The sequence below is a fragment of the Shewanella sp. WE21 genome (genome assembly GCF_002966515.1).
Taxonomy (GTDB): domain Bacteria; phylum Pseudomonadota; class Gammaproteobacteria; order Enterobacterales; family Shewanellaceae; genus Shewanella; species Shewanella oncorhynchi.
In genome coordinates this window covers 509454-524970 of sequence record NZ_CP023019.1, presented here as the reverse complement: position 1 = coordinate 524970, position 15517 = coordinate 509454, and the positions used below count along the sequence as shown (strand labels likewise).

The 15517-nt window shown below is 41.7% G+C and carries 15 protein-coding genes; 13 read left to right on the top strand and 2 right to left on the bottom strand.

Features of this window, described 5'->3' with window-relative positions:
- The first annotated feature begins 59 nt into the window (after positions 1 to 59).
- The 11 genes from ribF (at position 60) to CKQ84_RS02125 (ending at position 12192) form a co-directional block, all read left to right on the top strand.
- A complete protein-coding gene (gene ribF / locus CKQ84_RS02175; protein ID WP_105249940.1) occupies positions 60 to 995 on the top strand; it encodes a bifunctional riboflavin kinase/FAD synthetase in 936 nt (311 codons plus the stop codon).
- A gap of 32 nt (positions 996 to 1027) precedes the next feature.
- Positions 1028 to 3850 carry an isoleucine--tRNA ligase gene (gene ileS, locus CKQ84_RS02170; protein ID WP_105249939.1) on the top strand — a complete coding sequence of 941 codons (2823 nt, stop codon included), beginning with the start codon at positions 1028 to 1030 and terminating at the stop codon, positions 3848 to 3850.
- Positions 3851 to 3859: 9 nt separating this feature from the next.
- Positions 3860 to 4375 (top strand): signal peptidase II, encoded by a 516-nt coding sequence (gene lspA, locus CKQ84_RS02165; protein ID WP_028760922.1) that lies wholly within the window; start codon positions 3860 to 3862, stop codon positions 4373 to 4375.
- Positions 4372 to 4794: an FKBP-type peptidyl-prolyl cis-trans isomerase gene (fkpB, locus tag CKQ84_RS02160; protein ID WP_028760921.1), complete on the top strand. Its 423-nt coding sequence runs from the start codon at positions 4372 to 4374 to the stop codon at positions 4792 to 4794. The genes lspA and fkpB overlap by 4 nt, the downstream gene beginning before the upstream one ends.
- Before the next feature lies 1 nt (position 4795).
- The gene (gene ispH / locus CKQ84_RS02155; protein ID WP_028760920.1) at positions 4796 to 5752 is read left to right on the top strand and encodes a 4-hydroxy-3-methylbut-2-enyl diphosphate reductase; all 957 of its coding nucleotides are present in this window, start codon (positions 4796 to 4798) and stop codon (positions 5750 to 5752) included.
- 183 nt (positions 5753 to 5935) lie between these two features.
- Positions 5936 to 6523, top strand: coding sequence for a type IV pilus modification protein PilV (gene pilV / locus CKQ84_RS02150; protein ID WP_173913215.1), 588 nt, complete (start codon positions 5936 to 5938; stop codon positions 6521 to 6523).
- An 11-nt stretch (positions 6524 to 6534) separates the two neighbouring features.
- Complete coding sequence (locus tag CKQ84_RS02145; protein ID WP_105249937.1) at positions 6535 to 7503, top strand: PilW family protein; 969 nt, start codon at positions 6535 to 6537, stop codon at positions 7501 to 7503.
- 12 nt (positions 7504 to 7515) lie between these two features.
- Positions 7516 to 7977 carry a PilX N-terminal domain-containing pilus assembly protein gene (locus CKQ84_RS02140; RefSeq protein ID WP_105249936.1) on the top strand — a complete coding sequence of 154 codons (462 nt, stop codon included), beginning with the start codon at positions 7516 to 7518 and terminating at the stop codon, positions 7975 to 7977.
- A 2-nt stretch (positions 7978 to 7979) separates the two neighbouring features.
- Positions 7980 to 11486 carry a pilus assembly protein gene (locus tag CKQ84_RS02135; protein WP_105249935.1) on the top strand — a complete coding sequence of 1169 codons (3507 nt, stop codon included), beginning with the start codon at positions 7980 to 7982 and terminating at the stop codon, positions 11484 to 11486.
- An 11-nt stretch (positions 11487 to 11497) separates the two neighbouring features.
- On the top strand, positions 11498 to 11890 hold the full coding sequence (locus tag CKQ84_RS02130) for a type IV pilin protein (RefSeq protein WP_105249934.1): 393 nt from the start codon (positions 11498 to 11500) through the stop codon (positions 11888 to 11890).
- Positions 11887 to 12192, top strand: a complete 306-nt coding sequence (locus CKQ84_RS02125) for a TapY2 family type IVa secretion system protein (protein ID WP_105249933.1) — start codon at positions 11887 to 11889, stop codon at positions 12190 to 12192. The genes CKQ84_RS02130 and CKQ84_RS02125 overlap by 4 nt, the downstream gene beginning before the upstream one ends.
- Before the next feature lie 92 nt (positions 12193 to 12284).
- On the opposite strand, the gene CKQ84_RS02120 is transcribed toward CKQ84_RS02125, so the two are convergent.
- Both CKQ84_RS02120 and CKQ84_RS02115 read right to left on the bottom strand, forming a co-directional pair.
- On the bottom strand, positions 12285 to 12779 hold the full coding sequence (locus tag CKQ84_RS02120; protein WP_028760913.1) for a GspH/FimT family pseudopilin: 495 nt from the start codon (positions 12777 to 12779) through the stop codon (positions 12285 to 12287).
- Between the two features lie 143 nt (positions 12780 to 12922).
- Positions 12923 to 13435: a GspH/FimT family pseudopilin gene (locus CKQ84_RS02115; protein WP_105249932.1), complete on the bottom strand. Its 513-nt coding sequence runs from the start codon at positions 13433 to 13435 to the stop codon at positions 12923 to 12925.
- Positions 13436 to 13676: 241 nt separating this feature from the next.
- Between CKQ84_RS02115 and glnB the strand changes: the two genes are divergently transcribed.
- Entirely contained in the window at positions 13677 to 14015 is a 339-nt protein-coding gene (gene glnB, locus CKQ84_RS02110) for a nitrogen regulatory protein P-II (protein WP_028760911.1), read from the top strand.
- A 196-nt stretch (positions 14016 to 14211) separates the two neighbouring features.
- Entirely contained in the window at positions 14212 to 15501 is a 1290-nt protein-coding gene (locus CKQ84_RS02105) for an NAD(P)/FAD-dependent oxidoreductase (RefSeq protein WP_105249931.1), read from the top strand.
- The last annotated feature ends 16 nt before the right edge of the window (positions 15502 to 15517 follow it).

Below are 15517 nucleotides of genomic sequence, written 5' to 3'. Positions count from 1 at the left end.
ATTCTCATCGCTAGCTGTTATATAATCAGCCGATTTGCGCTTGGCAGTTGTCTAACGTTATGGAATTAATCCGCGGTATACATAACATTTTGTCATCCCACCACGGGTGTGTATTGACTATAGGTAATTTTGACGGCGTCCATCGTGGTCATGCACAGGTGATTGCGAACTTAGTGCAGAAGGCGAAGCAGTTATCGCTGCCATCGACATTAATGACGTTTGAACCTCAGCCGCAAGAATTGTTTAGCGGCGACAACGCGCCGGCTCGTTTAAGTTTATTACGTGATAAAGTCATTTTACTCGATGAACTCGGGGTTGAGCGGTTAGTGTGTGTTAACTTTAATCGCACTTTTGCTAATCAACCTGCAGAGCATTTTATTGAAGAATTGTTGGTCCGCAAACTGGGTGTCAAATACCTCGTCGTCGGTGATGATTTTTGTTTTGGTCAAGGCCGTAAAGGCAATTTTGAAATGCTAGTGCAGGCGGGTATCCAATATGGATTTACTGTGGTCAGCACTCAAAGTTTTATGCTGGGCTCGCAAAGAGTGAGCTCGACTGCTGTGCGTGAACAATTGGCAAAGGGCAATCTTGAACAGGCGAGACGCCTATTAGGACATCCTTTTACCTTGAGTGGTCGTGTAGCGCATGGGCAAAAAATTGGCCGCACAATTGGTTTCCCCACCGCTAATATCGCCTTAAAGCGCAATGTTGTGCCGGTACGCGGTGTGTTTGCGGTTAAATGTTATTGGGATAACAGCGATATTTATGAGGGCGTAGCCAATATTGGGTTTCGCCCGACAGTGAACGGTCAAGTGTGTCAGCTTGAGGTGCATCTTTTTGATTTTGAAGGTGACATTTACGGCAAACATGTTGAAGTCGAGTTGGTGGCTAAACTCCGAGATGAGCAACCTTTTGACTCATTGGATGCGCTAAAAAAACAGATTTTAAATGATGCAAATGAAGCCAGAGCTTTATTTGGTAATGATGCAGGCTGAAATTTATCAGTTTAATTAACGGTATAGGATCAATGAGCGACTATAAATTTACTTTGAATTTGCCGGAAACAGAGTTTCCGATGCGTGGTAATTTGGCAAATCGCGAGCCAGAGATGTTAGAGCGCTGGACAAAAGACGGTTTGTATCAACAGATCCGTGATAGCCGAATTGGCCGTACTCCCTTCATTTTGCATGACGGCCCACCGTATGCGAATGGCAGTATTCATATTGGTCACTCAGTTAATAAAATCCTCAAGGACATTATTGTTAAGTCAAAAACCATGTCTGGTTTTGACGCGCCTTATGTACCAGGTTGGGATTGCCATGGTTTGCCTATTGAGCTGAAAGTTGAGCAAAAAGTGGGTAAGCCAGGTCAAAAAATCTCTGCGGCAGAATTCCGTGAAGAATGCCGTAAATACGCTGCAGAGCAAGTTAACGGTCAACGTGAAGACTTTATCCGTCTAGGTGTGCTGGGTGATTGGCAAAATCCGTACTTAACGATGGATTTTTCAACGGAAGCTAATATCGTTCGTTCTTTATCGAAAGTGATTGAGAGTGGTCACTTACATAAAGGCGTTAAGCCAGTGCATTGGTGTACTGATTGCGGTTCTGCCTTAGCTGAAGCTGAAGTGGAATACGAAGATAAAACATCACCTGCTATTGATGTGGCGTTTGTGGCTGCCGATAGCAAAGCCGTTGCGGCTAAGTTTGGGGTAAGCGATTACTCGCATTCTGTCTCTATGGTCATTTGGACGACCACGCCATGGACGCTACCAGCGAACCGCGCCTTGTCTTTGAGTCCTGAACTGGATTACAGCTTAGTCGAATTCGAACAAGACGGTGTGACGCAAGCGCTTATTTTAGCTGAAGTCTTGGTTGAATCTTGCCTGACTCGCTATAACATCGAAAGCCATACAGTGCTTGGTACAACCAAAGGTGCCGCGCTTGAGCTTGTCCGCTTTAATCACCCGTTCTTGGATTTTGATGTGCCTGCAATTTTAGGCGATCACGTCACTACTGATGCGGGTACCGGTATCGTTCATACTGCACCAGGTCATGGTCAAGACGACTTTGTTGTCGGTCAAAAGTACGGTTTAGAAGTCGCAAACCCTGTTGGCGACAACGGTGTATACAAGCCTGACACTGAGTTTTTTGCTGGACAACATGTCTTTAAAGCCAACGATAACGTTGTAGCTTTGCTGAGAGAAAAAGGCGCCTTGCTGAATCACGTGGCTTACCGTCACAGCTACCCACATTGCTGGCGCCACAAAACACCAATAATATTCCGCGCGACACCGCAGTGGTTCATCTCTATGGATAACCACGGCTTACGTACGCAAGCATTGAAAGAAATCGAACAAACCCAATGGATCCCTGATTGGGGCCAAAGTCGTATCGAAAAAATGGTTGAAAACCGCCCTGACTGGTGTATCTCACGCCAACGTACTTGGGGTGTGCCTATCACGCTGTTTGTGAACCGAGAAACCGAAGAGTTACACCCTGATAGCGTGTCGCTGATGGAACGCGTGGCGAATCGTATCGAACAGCAGGGTATCCAAGCTTGGTGGGATCTTGATGCCGCAGAATTGCTGGGTGATGAAGCGGAACAATACCGTAAAGTCACTGATACTTTGGACGTTTGGTATGACTCTGGCTCAACCTTCTCATCAGTAGTAGCGGCGCGTCCTGAATTCCACGGACACGGTGTTGACTTGTATCTTGAAGGCAGCGATCAACATCGCGGTTGGTTTATGTCATCTTTGATGATTTCAACCGCAATGAATGGCAAAGCACCGTATAAGCAAGTGCTTACCCACGGTTTTACCGTCGATGGTAAAGGCCGTAAGATGTCAAAATCTATTGGTAACGTCATTGCACCACAAACGGTAACCAACAAATTAGGCGCCGATATTCTGCGTTTATGGGTTGCGGCAACTGATTACAGCGGTGAGATGACGGTTTCAGACGAAATCTTAAATCGCAGTGCCGATGCCTATCGTCGTATTCGTAACACTGCGCGTTTCTTATTAGCCAACTTAAACGGTTTCGAGCCAGCTAAGGATTTAGTGGCCGTTGAAGATATGGTGGCGTTAGATCGTTGGGTTGTTCGCCGTGCCGCTGCGCTACAACAGGAAATCATCGAAGCCTATGATCAATATAACTTCCATATAGTGACTCAAAAACTGATGCAGTTCTGCTCGGTTGAGTTAGGCAGTTTCTATCTGGACATCATTAAAGATCGCCAATATACGGCTAAGCAAGAAGGCCATGCACGCCGTAGTTGTCAATCGGCGCTGTATCTGATCTCTGAGGCCATGGTGCGTTGGATTGCGCCAATTCTAAGCTTCACTGCTGACGAAGTATGGCAATTACTGCCTGGCGAGCGTGATGCTTATGTCTTTACCCAAGAATGGTATCAAGGCTTGAAATCAGTCACCTTAGCGACTGATTTGAGCGATGACTATTGGCAGCAGTTGCTAACCGTGCGTAATGAAGTCAACAAAGTGATTGAACAAGCTCGCCGCGACAAACGTATCGGTGGCTCATTAGAAGCTGAAGTGACCTTGTTTGCGGATGCTACCTTGACTGAGCAATTAACCCATATCGGCGATGAGCTGAGATTTGTGTTGTTGACCTCTGAAGCCAAAGTATTGCCTTTAGCCGATGCGACATTGGAAGCGGTTGAGACTGAGTTGGCATCACTGAAATTAGTGGTTGCTTCAAGCACTGCCGAGAAGTGTGAGCGTTGTTGGCACCACAGAGAAGAGGTTGGCACTATTGAGGCTCACCCAACACTTTGTACTCGCTGCGTAACCAATATTGAAGGTGACGGCGAAGTTCGTCAGTTTGCGTAAAGGATCTGTATGCCATTAACTTGGAAAGACAGTGGCTTACGTTGGTATTGGGTAGCTGTATTGGTGTTTTTAGCCGATCAGCTATCTAAGCAATGGGTCTTAGCCAATTTTGATTTGTATGAATCAGTGAAATTATTGCCCTTCTTTAATTTCACTTATGTACGTAACTATGGTGCAGCTTTTAGTTTTTTAAGTGAAGCTGGAGGTTGGCAGCGCTGGCTGTTTACGATTGTTGCGATTGGATTCAGTACGTTATTGACTGTGTGGTTGCGTAAGCAATCGTCTTCTTTGTGGAAACTGAATCTAGCTTACACCTTAGTGATTGGTGGTGCTTTAGGTAATTTAGTCGATCGATTGATGCATGGTTTCGTGGTTGATTTTATCGATTTCTTCTGGAATAAGAGCCATTATCCAGCATTCAATATTGCCGACGCTGCTATTTGTGTCGGTGCAGTGCTGATTATTTGGGATGCATTTGTAAGCGATAAGTCTGAAGCTGATAGCGCTGAAGGGGTTAAAAAGTGACTGTGACACGTTCATTATTATGCCACATGAACATTGTGCTTGCTGATGGCTCAACTGCCGATAGCACTAAAGCCTCGGGTAAACCGGCTCGATTAAATGTGGGTGATGGTACTTTAAGTCCTGCATTTGAGGCGCAGCTGGTGACGCTTGCTGAAGGTGATAAGCACAGTTTCACGCTTGAAGCGATTGATGCCTTTGGCGAATCCAATCCTGATGCTATCCATTATCTAGATCGAAGCCGTTTTCCGGCTGACATGAGTTTAGAGGCTGGCGTGATTGTGAGTTTTGCAGGCCCTGGTGGTAGTGAGATCCCAGGTATTGTCCGTGATGTTGCGGGTGATTCCATCACAGTCGATCTTAATCATCCTCTGGCAGGACACAAGATCACTTTTGAACTGGACGTAGTAAAGGTATTTTAAGATGAAACTCGATCCTACTAGCCCAAGTTTAAACATTATGCTCGCTAACCCGCGAGGTTTCTGTGCGGGTGTTGATCGTGCTATCAGTATTGTTGAACGGGCGTTGGAATTATTTTCGCCGCCTATTTATGTTCGCCATGAAGTCGTGCATAACCGCTATGTCGTGCAGAATCTGAAGGATCGCGGTGCGGTTTTTGTCGAAGAGTTAGATCAAGTGCCGGATAACAACATTGTTATCTTCAGTGCCCATGGTGTATCTCAAGCGGTGAGACAAGAGGCTAAGGCGCGAGGGCTGAGAGTCTTTGATGCGACGTGTCCCTTAGTTACTAAAGTACATCTTCAGGTGACGCGTGCCAGCCGCAAAGGTATTGAGTGCATCCTGATTGGCCATGAAGGGCACCCTGAAGTCGAGGGTACTATGGGACAATACGATAATCCTAATGGTGGAGTTTATCTGATTGAATCGCCTGCGGATGTTGAAGCTTTGGAAGTGCGCGATCCCAATAATCTCTGCTTCGTGACACAAACTACTTTGTCTGTAGATGATACTTTGGACATTATTGTTGCGTTACAGAAAAGGTTTCCCTCTATAGAAGGTCCGCGAAAAGACGATATTTGTTATGCAACGCAGAATCGTCAAGATGCGGTACGCAATTTATCTGCAGACGTTGATTTATTGATTGTTGTTGGCTCAAAGAACAGCTCTAACTCTAATCGTTTACGCGAGCTAGCATTGAAAACAGGAACTCAGTCTTATCTAGTGGATACTGCAGATGATGTTGAGTCTAGTTGGTTTGATAATGTTACACGTGTAGCCGTCACCGCAGGAGCTTCAGCCCCCGAGGTTTTAGTCCAACAAGTGGTTCAAGCAATCGCTAAACTTGCCCCTAGTGTTGTGACTGAAGTTGAAGGGCGTAAAGAAGACACTGTTTTTGCTGTGCCAGCCGAATTACGTTAAATCTGTGTACTGTTTAATCGTCAATAAAAAAGAGGCTATAAGCCTCTTTTTTATTGTCTCAAATTCATTCAAAGCATAATGATGTCAATGCTTATGTGCTAATGTTACTGGCTACTTACATTTTACTCATCTATTATTAACTGTTGGTAGTTTTTATCGTAATACTAAGATTTTTAAAGGTAAATAGCTGAAAAGCTTGTCAAAAATATGACTAAAATCGAAAGGTTGACACAAAGGGGATTTCAACGGGGCTTCTCATTAATTGAAGTGCTTGTTGCGTTAGTGATCTTAGTCATTGGCTTAATTGGTATTTTTAATCTGCATATTGTTGCAAAGCGTGGAAGCTTTGAATCCTTTCAGCAAACTCAAGCCTCCTATTATGCAAACGATATAATTAATCGAATGAAGCTGAATAGAGCGCAGCTGGGTAATTACGCTGGTGAGTATACTGGCTCTCTTAATAAACCAGGCAATGTTTGTGACGTTGCTGTTGGCGTAGTGAGTATATGTACTCCAGAAGAGACTGAAGCTTGGGATCTTTACCAGTGGGAACAGAGTTTTATGGGGGCTGCTGAAGTTATGGATAGCCAGAATGTTGGTGGGTTAGACTCTCCAACAGCATGCATTAATGTAGATGGTTCAACTGTAACGGTCGCAATTGCGTGGAGAGGGATCCGAGAGGGCGCGGGTACAAGTTATTCTGGGAGTGAATGTGGAGAAGATATTGGTACGCGTAGGCGGCTTTTTATTCTTTCGACAATGATTATTTAGGTTAACTATGTATGGATAATTTAAAAGACAGTGAGAAAGGAATGTCGCTGGTTGAGCTAATGGTCTCTATGGTTATTGGCTTATTTCTCACTCTTGGGCTTTTTGGCATGTTTAGTATGTCTTCTTCCAATGTGATCACAACGAGCCAGTTTAACCAATTGCAAGAAAATGGACGAATTGCTTTGTCACTAATGGAAAGAGACATTAGTCAGTTAGGTTTTATGGGGGACATAACGGGAACTGATTTTGTACTTGGAACCAATATGACCTTGAGGGATGGTGTTGCAAATGATTGTATTGGTGCAGGCGTAAATAACGGTACTTTACCTAATGCTGAACCTGCACACTTTAGGCGTCTATGGGGATATGAAGAGGGCGAGAGTGGGGATACATTAAGTTGCTTATCAGGTGTGAATCAGAATACGGATGTCATTCAAATTAAAAGATTAGTTGGCCCACCAGTGATTAATCCCAATGGCGAGCGTTTTTATATGGCTGCAACTTCGAGTGAAGCTGTGATGTTTAAAGGCGGTAATCCTCCCAATCCAGTACTCGAAAATGCTCGTTTTTGGGAATATCAGCATCATATTTATTTTATTAAAAATGATGGGTCTGTACCTGTTCTACGCCGAAAAACATTAACCAAGAATAATGGCATGAATAACGAAGAGCAGTTAGTTGAAGGCATTGAGAATATGCGTATTCTTTATGGTTTTGATAGTAATGGAGATGATACCGCCGATAGTTTTATGCCAGCAGAAAATGTAACCACATTAATGTGGGACAACGAATTATTTCAAAGACTTGTTGCCTTAAGGGTTTTCTTGTTGGTTCGCGCTATTGATGAAGATAAAAGTTACACCAATGAAACTACTTACACTCTGGGCGATAAGGAAATTAAAAATTTGAATGATCATTATCGACGCAAGATAGTTTCGACGACTATGGTGCTTGCTAATCCAGTGTTAATTAGAAATTAGAAGGTTGGTAAGATGAAAAAGCAAAAAGGAATTGTATTATTTTTTGCACTTATCATATTGTTGCTTATGACTATTATTGGTGTCGCTTTGGCTGTTAATTCGACCCAATCTATGCGTATGTCTGGAGCAGGATCAGAACGTATAGAGGCTAAGTCTGTTGCTGATGGTGGCTTAGAGGCGGCAATCGAAGCCAATAAAGGTGCTAGCTTAGCCAAACTATCTGAGATTTCATCAGTGGTTGAATTTGGTTCTAACCAAACGTTAACGCCAATTCCTTATGAAGTTGATGCTGCAGGTAATGTTGTCATTAGTGCAAAAGATGTTGGATGCCAGCGGAGTACAAGGCCAAATAGTGGTAATTTAATTAGCTGTCGGCGTGTTGAGATTAGTAGTACAGCAGAATTTGGTAGAGATAAACTGGGCCAACTCACTGTTGTCGCAGGTGTGGAGCAAGAAGTTTTAACTGGGAGTTAGATATGATTATTAAAAAGCTGGCTTGTTCTATACTACTTGCGCTGACTTTTGTGTCGGCTTTCTCCTTTGGTGACGATACTGAGTTATATGTAAAAGAATCAACAACTCGAACGGGCGCAAGACCTAAAGTGCTCGTTATATTTGATAACTCAGGAAGTATGTCAACTGAAGAAATTACTCAGGTTGTAGATTATGACCCTAACTATGACTACCCAGCCGTAAGTGGTTCTGGGTATAGTGATACTCTTATTTATTATGCTGTTGGCGGTGGGGGATTACCCACCCCTGATACTAGCTCTGATAAGCGTAATTTTAAAGCTAGTTTAAATGGATGTAGTCAAAGCAAAGCTGCATTAGCAGAGTTTGGTCGTTTTACTGGGTATATAAGAGAGTTCACATCAAGTGGTACTACTGGCGTTTGGAAAGAACTACCTGAAACAAATGGTACTGCAATAAAAGTAATTGATTGTTGGGAAGATATTTCTCAAATAAATCCGAGTAATTCATCATCATATCCTAATGGATTTCCTGCTAATGGGGTAACAACGGGGTCAGGTAGTAAAAAGAAAGCATATCCATATTTTACTTCTTCACTACCAGGAACAACTTGGACCAATGCTTTAGCCGCAGCCAATAATACTGACTTTGGTGTTGGACAACCTATTACCTTGTACACTGATAATTACCTAAGATGGTACGGATTATCTAAAGCGGGAAAATTACCAACGGTAAAAGTTTCAAGACTAGAAATTGCGAAGAAAGCGATTTCTAATATTATTAGTTCAACTCCAACAGTGGATTTTGGACTTGCTGTATTTAATTATAATTATCCAAATGAAGGTAATCGAGACGGTGGTCGAATTGTATCTGGCATTACTCAGATGACGGATAGTACGCGTGCGAGTTTATTAACTACTATTGATAATTTGCTGGCAAAAACAAATACACCACTATGTGAGACTATGTATGAAGCTTACCGTTATTTTGCCGGTAAGGGCGTTAAATATGGTCATAGTGATACAGATTATGGCTCTTATGTTGGAAATAAACCACCGTATGACAGCTTAGTGGAGAAGAGTGGTAACTACGCAAGTCCATTTAAAGTATGTACGGATATTGCTTATGTTATCTATGTCACTGATGGCTCTCCAACAGTTGATAAAAATGCGAATAATGACGTTATTAGTTTAACTGCCACAGGAAGTAAAGAAGGGGATTACTCTTCATTTTCTAAAAATCTAGATACAGCAAGCTATTTGCCCGCATTAGCTAGTTATATGTTTAATAACGACTTAATTAACAAGTTGGACAGTTCAAATACTGAACAAATGCAGAATGTTCGTACTTATACTATTGGTTTTAGTAAAGGTGCAGAAGATGCCGCACCTTTACTTGCTGAGACGGCTAAAAGAGGTGGTGGTTTATATTTTGCTGCTCAAAACAGTCTTGAACTACAGAATGCACTTAATGATGCGTTATCAAATATTTTGAATATTGATTCAAGTTTTACATCTCCAAGTATTGCTAGTAATAATTTTGATAGGACTCAGACATTTGATGCCGCTTATTACGCTATGTTTCTCCCAGGCAAAGGACCTCGTTGGAGCGGTAATTTAAAAAAATTAAAAGTAACCGCAGATGGTACATTGGTTGATAGTAAAGGAAATGCAGCTATAGCAGATAACGGCAATATTAAAGATGGTGCCTGTACTATATGGTCGGATTGTGTTGCGCAAAAGGATGGGAATAAAGTTGAGGTCGGCGGAGTCGCGGCACAAATTAGAAAGCAAGATGTTAGGAATATTTTAAGTAACTTAAATGGGTCCTCCAGTTTAACGCCCTTAACACTTGCTAATGCACAAACTGCAGCAGGAGGTGATGCTGCGCTAGCTAGCTATATGAGAACTAGCGTGGATGAGCTTGCTAATACGTTAAATTGGCTTAATGGGATAGATGTCGACGACGATAATAAAGATGGTAGTACGACAGATAAACGTAATGATGTTATGGGTGATCCTCTTCATTCTAAGCCACTAGCACTCAATTTCGGCACAAAAAGCGCGACTGATATTCGTATCATGCTTGGCACGAATCAAGGTGTTGTGCATATGTTTAAAGATGCGGGCGAATCTGTATCAGAGACTTGGGGCTTTATTCCCTATGAGTTATTGCCTAATTTAACAGAATTGAGAAGTAATGATCCTTCAGGTGTACACACAGTATACGGAATGGATTCATCTCCAGTTGCTTACACAGAAACTGATGCTGAGGGTAAAGTGATTAAAGCATGGGTCTATATGGGGATGCGTCGAGGTGGATCGTCTTATTATGCCCTCAATGTGACAAACCCTGATAGCCCTTCTCTAATGTGGACTATTAATCCATCAACGGATGGTTTTTCTGATCTTGGACAAACATGGTCTGAGCCTATAGTGACGAAAATCGTTGGTTATGAAAAGCCTGTACTCATTTTTGGTGGTGGCTACGATGTTAGTTTTGATGCAACTCCTTCATCTTCTCCGGTAGGTCGTGCGGTTTATATTGTCGATGCAGAGAAGGGAACTTTGATTCATTCATTTGGTGGCTCTGCATCGGGTGCAACAGCACTTTCGGGAATTCTGGATAGCATTCCAAACTCAGTCGCCGTACTTGATAGTAATAATGATGGGTATACAGATAGGATTTATGCCTCCGATGTCGGTGCAAATGTCTGGCGTATTGATCTTCCAAGTGCAAGTAAGTCGAGTTGGAGTGCATTTAAATTGGCTTCTTTAGGTGGTACTGATAGTAATAATCGCCGTTTTTATGCAGAACCTGTTGTAGCACAAACGATGTTTACTAATTTATCCGAAGTTAAGGTGACAACAGAGAGTGGTACTACTACGACTAAAACTTATCAAAATGTTCCCTATGATGCGGTGGTGATTGGAAGTGGAACGCGACCCCACCCATCATCTACTGATATCAATGATATGTTTTTTACATTGCAAGATCGTAATGTGGTGACTAAGAGTTTTACTGGCGGTGATGTTCCCGAGGCGATCACAATCAATGATCTCTATGATGTGACTTCTACTGCACCTGCGTCTGAAGCCGACAACATAAGTTTCGGTAAAAAACTCGGCTGGTTCTATGATTTTAGTGGTCTAGGTGAAAAGAGTTTAACAGCTGCCTTGATTGTCCAAGGCAAAGTTTATTTCACTTCTTATTCTCCCCCTGCTGACTCGGTTGCCGATAACGTGTGTTTAGTGTCTGGTTCTGGCAAGTTATATCCGTTCGATTTGCACAAAGGAACGAGATCCTTTTCTCAATTATATTATGAACTGGGTGAACGTGTACCGGATACACCGCAGATTGTTATTCCTGCACCTGAATCCGGTAAAGATCCCTATATCTATATTATTGGAGTTGGTAAAGGTGAGAAAAATGAAAATGGGGATTATACAGGTACAATCAACGTTGCTTCTGGGTTAGGTGTTAATAAAATTTATTATCATATAAATGAATGAGTTATTAATTTATGAAGGTTCAACTTAAAGGTTTTACCCTGATAGAGGTGATGATCGCCGTCGTGATCATTGGTATTTTGGCATCGATTGCATACCCTTCTTATACGCAATACATTGCTCAGAGTGCAAGATCAGAAGGGTTAGCTGCTTTGATGCGTATAGCAAACTTGCAGGAACAGTATTATCTCGATAATAAAAAATATGCTACTGATTTAACAAAACTTGTAGGGGCAAACCCTTATATCACTGAGCATAAACATTACTCTGTATCATCAAGTGGTGAATCAAGCTTTACGATTAAGGCAGTTGCTCAAGGGGGTCAGGCTAGCCGTGATGCCTCGTGCTCTTCTTTAACAATATCAGATACTGGGGCAAAAGGTCCGAGTGCGGAGTGTTGGAAATGAAATTAATAAACCTCTTTAAAACGGTGGCTTTCTTACCAAGCTTAGTTTGGGCTGACTCTGGAGCAACAGTCAGCGAACAAGACTTCAAATGCTACATTGCATCAAAGAAAAGTGCTGAGATTGCCTTCTATCATTGGAAGAGTAGTGAAATGAATGTGAGAATGGCTAGCCTTGTTGGTACTACTCGCCAATCAAATGATGGATCGAAATATTACATCTATAGTGTTGAGGAGTGTGTCGCATTAAACGCTGAATTTACTAATACTAAGGCGCAAGTTTTGGATAAGTTAACACCTAGATAAACATCTAACATGTATTTTTAAATATTAACAACGAACGATTTAAGGATAATATTATTTTAGGGTAGTGAACGGTAGATTTAGTCTCCCATAGTTTATGTGCAGCTTTTCCCATCTGCGCCCTCTTTTATTAAACCTGAAGTGCTAATGTTGATGCTTTTAGAATTGTCACTTTGCCCATTTGAACAATAGATAATTGATGTTTCAACTGAGACTAAACCATCGGGTGTAAAATCAATTTTTTTATCGGCGGGCCCTGATAGGGAAATTACATCGTGTGTATTGAAACTATCGATCACTTTCAATACATTCTTGGCACCCCCATTGTCAATATATACACTGAACCCCTTATTCCAGTCTGTGCCGCATGGTGATGCCGCGTATGGGCAGACTGTTACTGTTGCGCCATAGTTGACAGCTTGGTTTCTTGCAAAAGCAAACACATCACTAATTTTTCGTATTTCATTAGCGCTGCGTGTCCCTTCGTATAGCGACGTAAGTGATGGAACCCCTATGGCTAGTAGGATTGCTGCTACGGCAATTGTGACCATCAGTTCGACTAAGGTAAATCCTCTTGAAATAATTAACATGTAGCTATCCTCGTTAAAACTTAGCTAAGTATATGCGAGGAGACTCTAATGGTCAGTATCTATTCTATATTTTCAATATACCCAATAAATTGATTTTCTTGCTTTTATATAATTAAATTTAAATAGGGAGTATATATTTAAATTTAATCGCAATTGATATTTTTTGCGGTAGAAAGGCGAACTCTACCCGCCTGATTAACAACGATTGCACGGGAGTTTTTGCTATCAATTGTTCGTGGGCAATACTTGAAAGTACCATTACTTCCAGAAGCTAACCCATCAGGTTGAAATTTTATCGAACTTTTATTGTATGTTAAAAAATCTTTCGAATCGAATTCATCAATGACCTTAATAATTTTATCGTTAGCATCGAAGCTTTCGACTACACCTGTATCAATGAAAATTGTTAATCCCTTTTGCCAATCTTGAGTGCATTTTCCATTTACGAGTGGGCATACTGTGACCCTATAACCATAACTAACAGCTGTATTTCGCGCAAATTGAAGTGTCTGCTGGATAGTTTTAATATTAGTATCAGCTCTTATCTGATCGCTGAGCTCGGTCAAGGAAGGAGCTCCAACTGTTAACAAGATTGTTGAAATCGATATCGTAGTGATAAGTTCTATCAGGCTAAAGCCTTTTCGATGGAAGTTCATAACAGATCCTTGTTATTTTACGCTTGCATCCCGCGAGCGAGTTAGTGCTGGTTAGAATGTAAGTATAAAATCTGAGGCAATATTCATAGTACTTTTTTTAGACTTTTATGTGCTAAAAGCGATTTTATAGAAACTGTGTTTTATGAGTAAAGCACTACATTCACTTCAATATTGACGTAACCCCGTGTAAGCTAGTGTTATTCTGTTTGTTTATGTTATTGCAAGGGATGAGGAATTTTTAATGAAAAAAGTTGAAGCCATTATTAAGCCATTTAAGTTAGATGATGTGCGCGAATCACTTGCAGAAATTGGTATCACTGGGATGACGGTACTGGAGGTTAAGGGTTTTGGTCGTCAGAAAGGGCATACAGAGTTGTATCGTGGTGCCGAATATATGGTGGATTTTCTTCCAAAAGTAAAAATAGAGTTAGTGATCCAAGACGATCTGCTCGACCAAGCAATTGATGTCATTGTTGAAACGGCCCGCACAGGCAAAATTGGTGATGGTAAAATTTTTGTCACTGATGTTGAACGTGTTATCCGTATTCGAACGGGTGAAGAAAACGAAGAAGCGGTATAAACTGCTTACGAACGATTCTAAAGGGCCTAGTGGCCCTTTTTTGTTGCCTAAGCATGTGGAAAAACTAAATAGTACCGCTAGGTTTCTGAAATATCTTTAATGGAAAATAGCCTGTTTTACTCAACTAATGTAGTTATCTCTTATCTGTAACATGGTATAACTTAGCCTCGCAAATGAGTTTTATGAGGTTGTCATTTTGGCTACAAAAAGAATAGTGATCGTGGGTGGTGGTGCTGCTGGTTTAGCGCTTGCATCGAAGTTGGGCCGTAAATGGGGCGGTAGTGATGTCGTCGATGTGTGCTTAATTGATAAAAGTCCTATTCATATATGGAAGCCTAAATTACACGAAGTCGCTGTTGGTGTGATAGATCAATCTATTGAAGGTTTACTCTATCGCGATCATGGACTTAAAAACGGTTATCGCTATATTCGTGGTGAGATAGAGCAGTGTGAGCCGGATGCTAAATCGATTCAGTTAGCCGCAGTCTATAATGATGAAGGTGAGTTGCTCCTAGAGCAGCGACAAATCAATTACGATTTTTTAGTGCTTGCATTGGGTGGAGTTTCTAATAGTTTCAATACATTAGGTGCTGATGAGCATTGTATTTTCTTAGACAGTCTTGAAAATGCCAATTTATTTCATCATAAATTACTCGACGCTTTACTCCAATTAAATGAAACGCAAGAAAGAGTCAGCATTGGTATTGTCGGTGCGGGTGCGACAGGTGTTGAATTGGCAGCAGAGCTTCATCATGTTATTGAGTCTGTTAAAGAGTACGGTTATCTGAATATCGCGAAGCATCATCTTGATGTGCATTTGATTGAAGCGTCACCCAAAATCCTTCCTCAATTACCAGAGCGTGTAAGCGCTAGGGCTCAAGCTGTTCTTGATCAGATTGGTATACGTTTACATATCGGTGTTCAAGTTAAAGAAGTGACTCGTGATGGTTTCATTACCCAAGATGGTGATGTGATTAAAGCAGGCTTAAAAGTATGGGCTGCCGGTGTCAAAGGGCCAAAAGCATTTCAGCATTTTGCAAAACTGCCCATTACTCCGCGAAATCAGGTAGAAGTTGATGATTGTATGCGAGTGAAAGGTCATCAAGATATCTACGCCCTTGGTGATTGCGCTCTATTGATCCAAAGTTCTGGCCAGCCTGTTCCACCAAGGGCGCAAGCAGCAGCTCAGATGGCTGATACCTTGTTTGATAATATCGTTAATCGATTACAAGGTAAGCCTGAAAAGGCCTTTATTTATAAAGATTACGGCTCATTAGTGTCTTTAAGCCGCTTCTCTGCGGTAGGCAATTTAATGGGGAACCTACGTTCTGGCACTTTCTTTGTTGAAGGCCATATAGCAAGATTGATGTATATCTCTTTGTATCAGAGGCATTTAGCCAGCCTTTATGGTTGGTTTTCGGCAATTGTGTATCGAGTAGCACAAAAGTTATTGAAGTGGCAGCGTCCGAAGCTCAAATTACATTGATTTCTATGTGATTTAG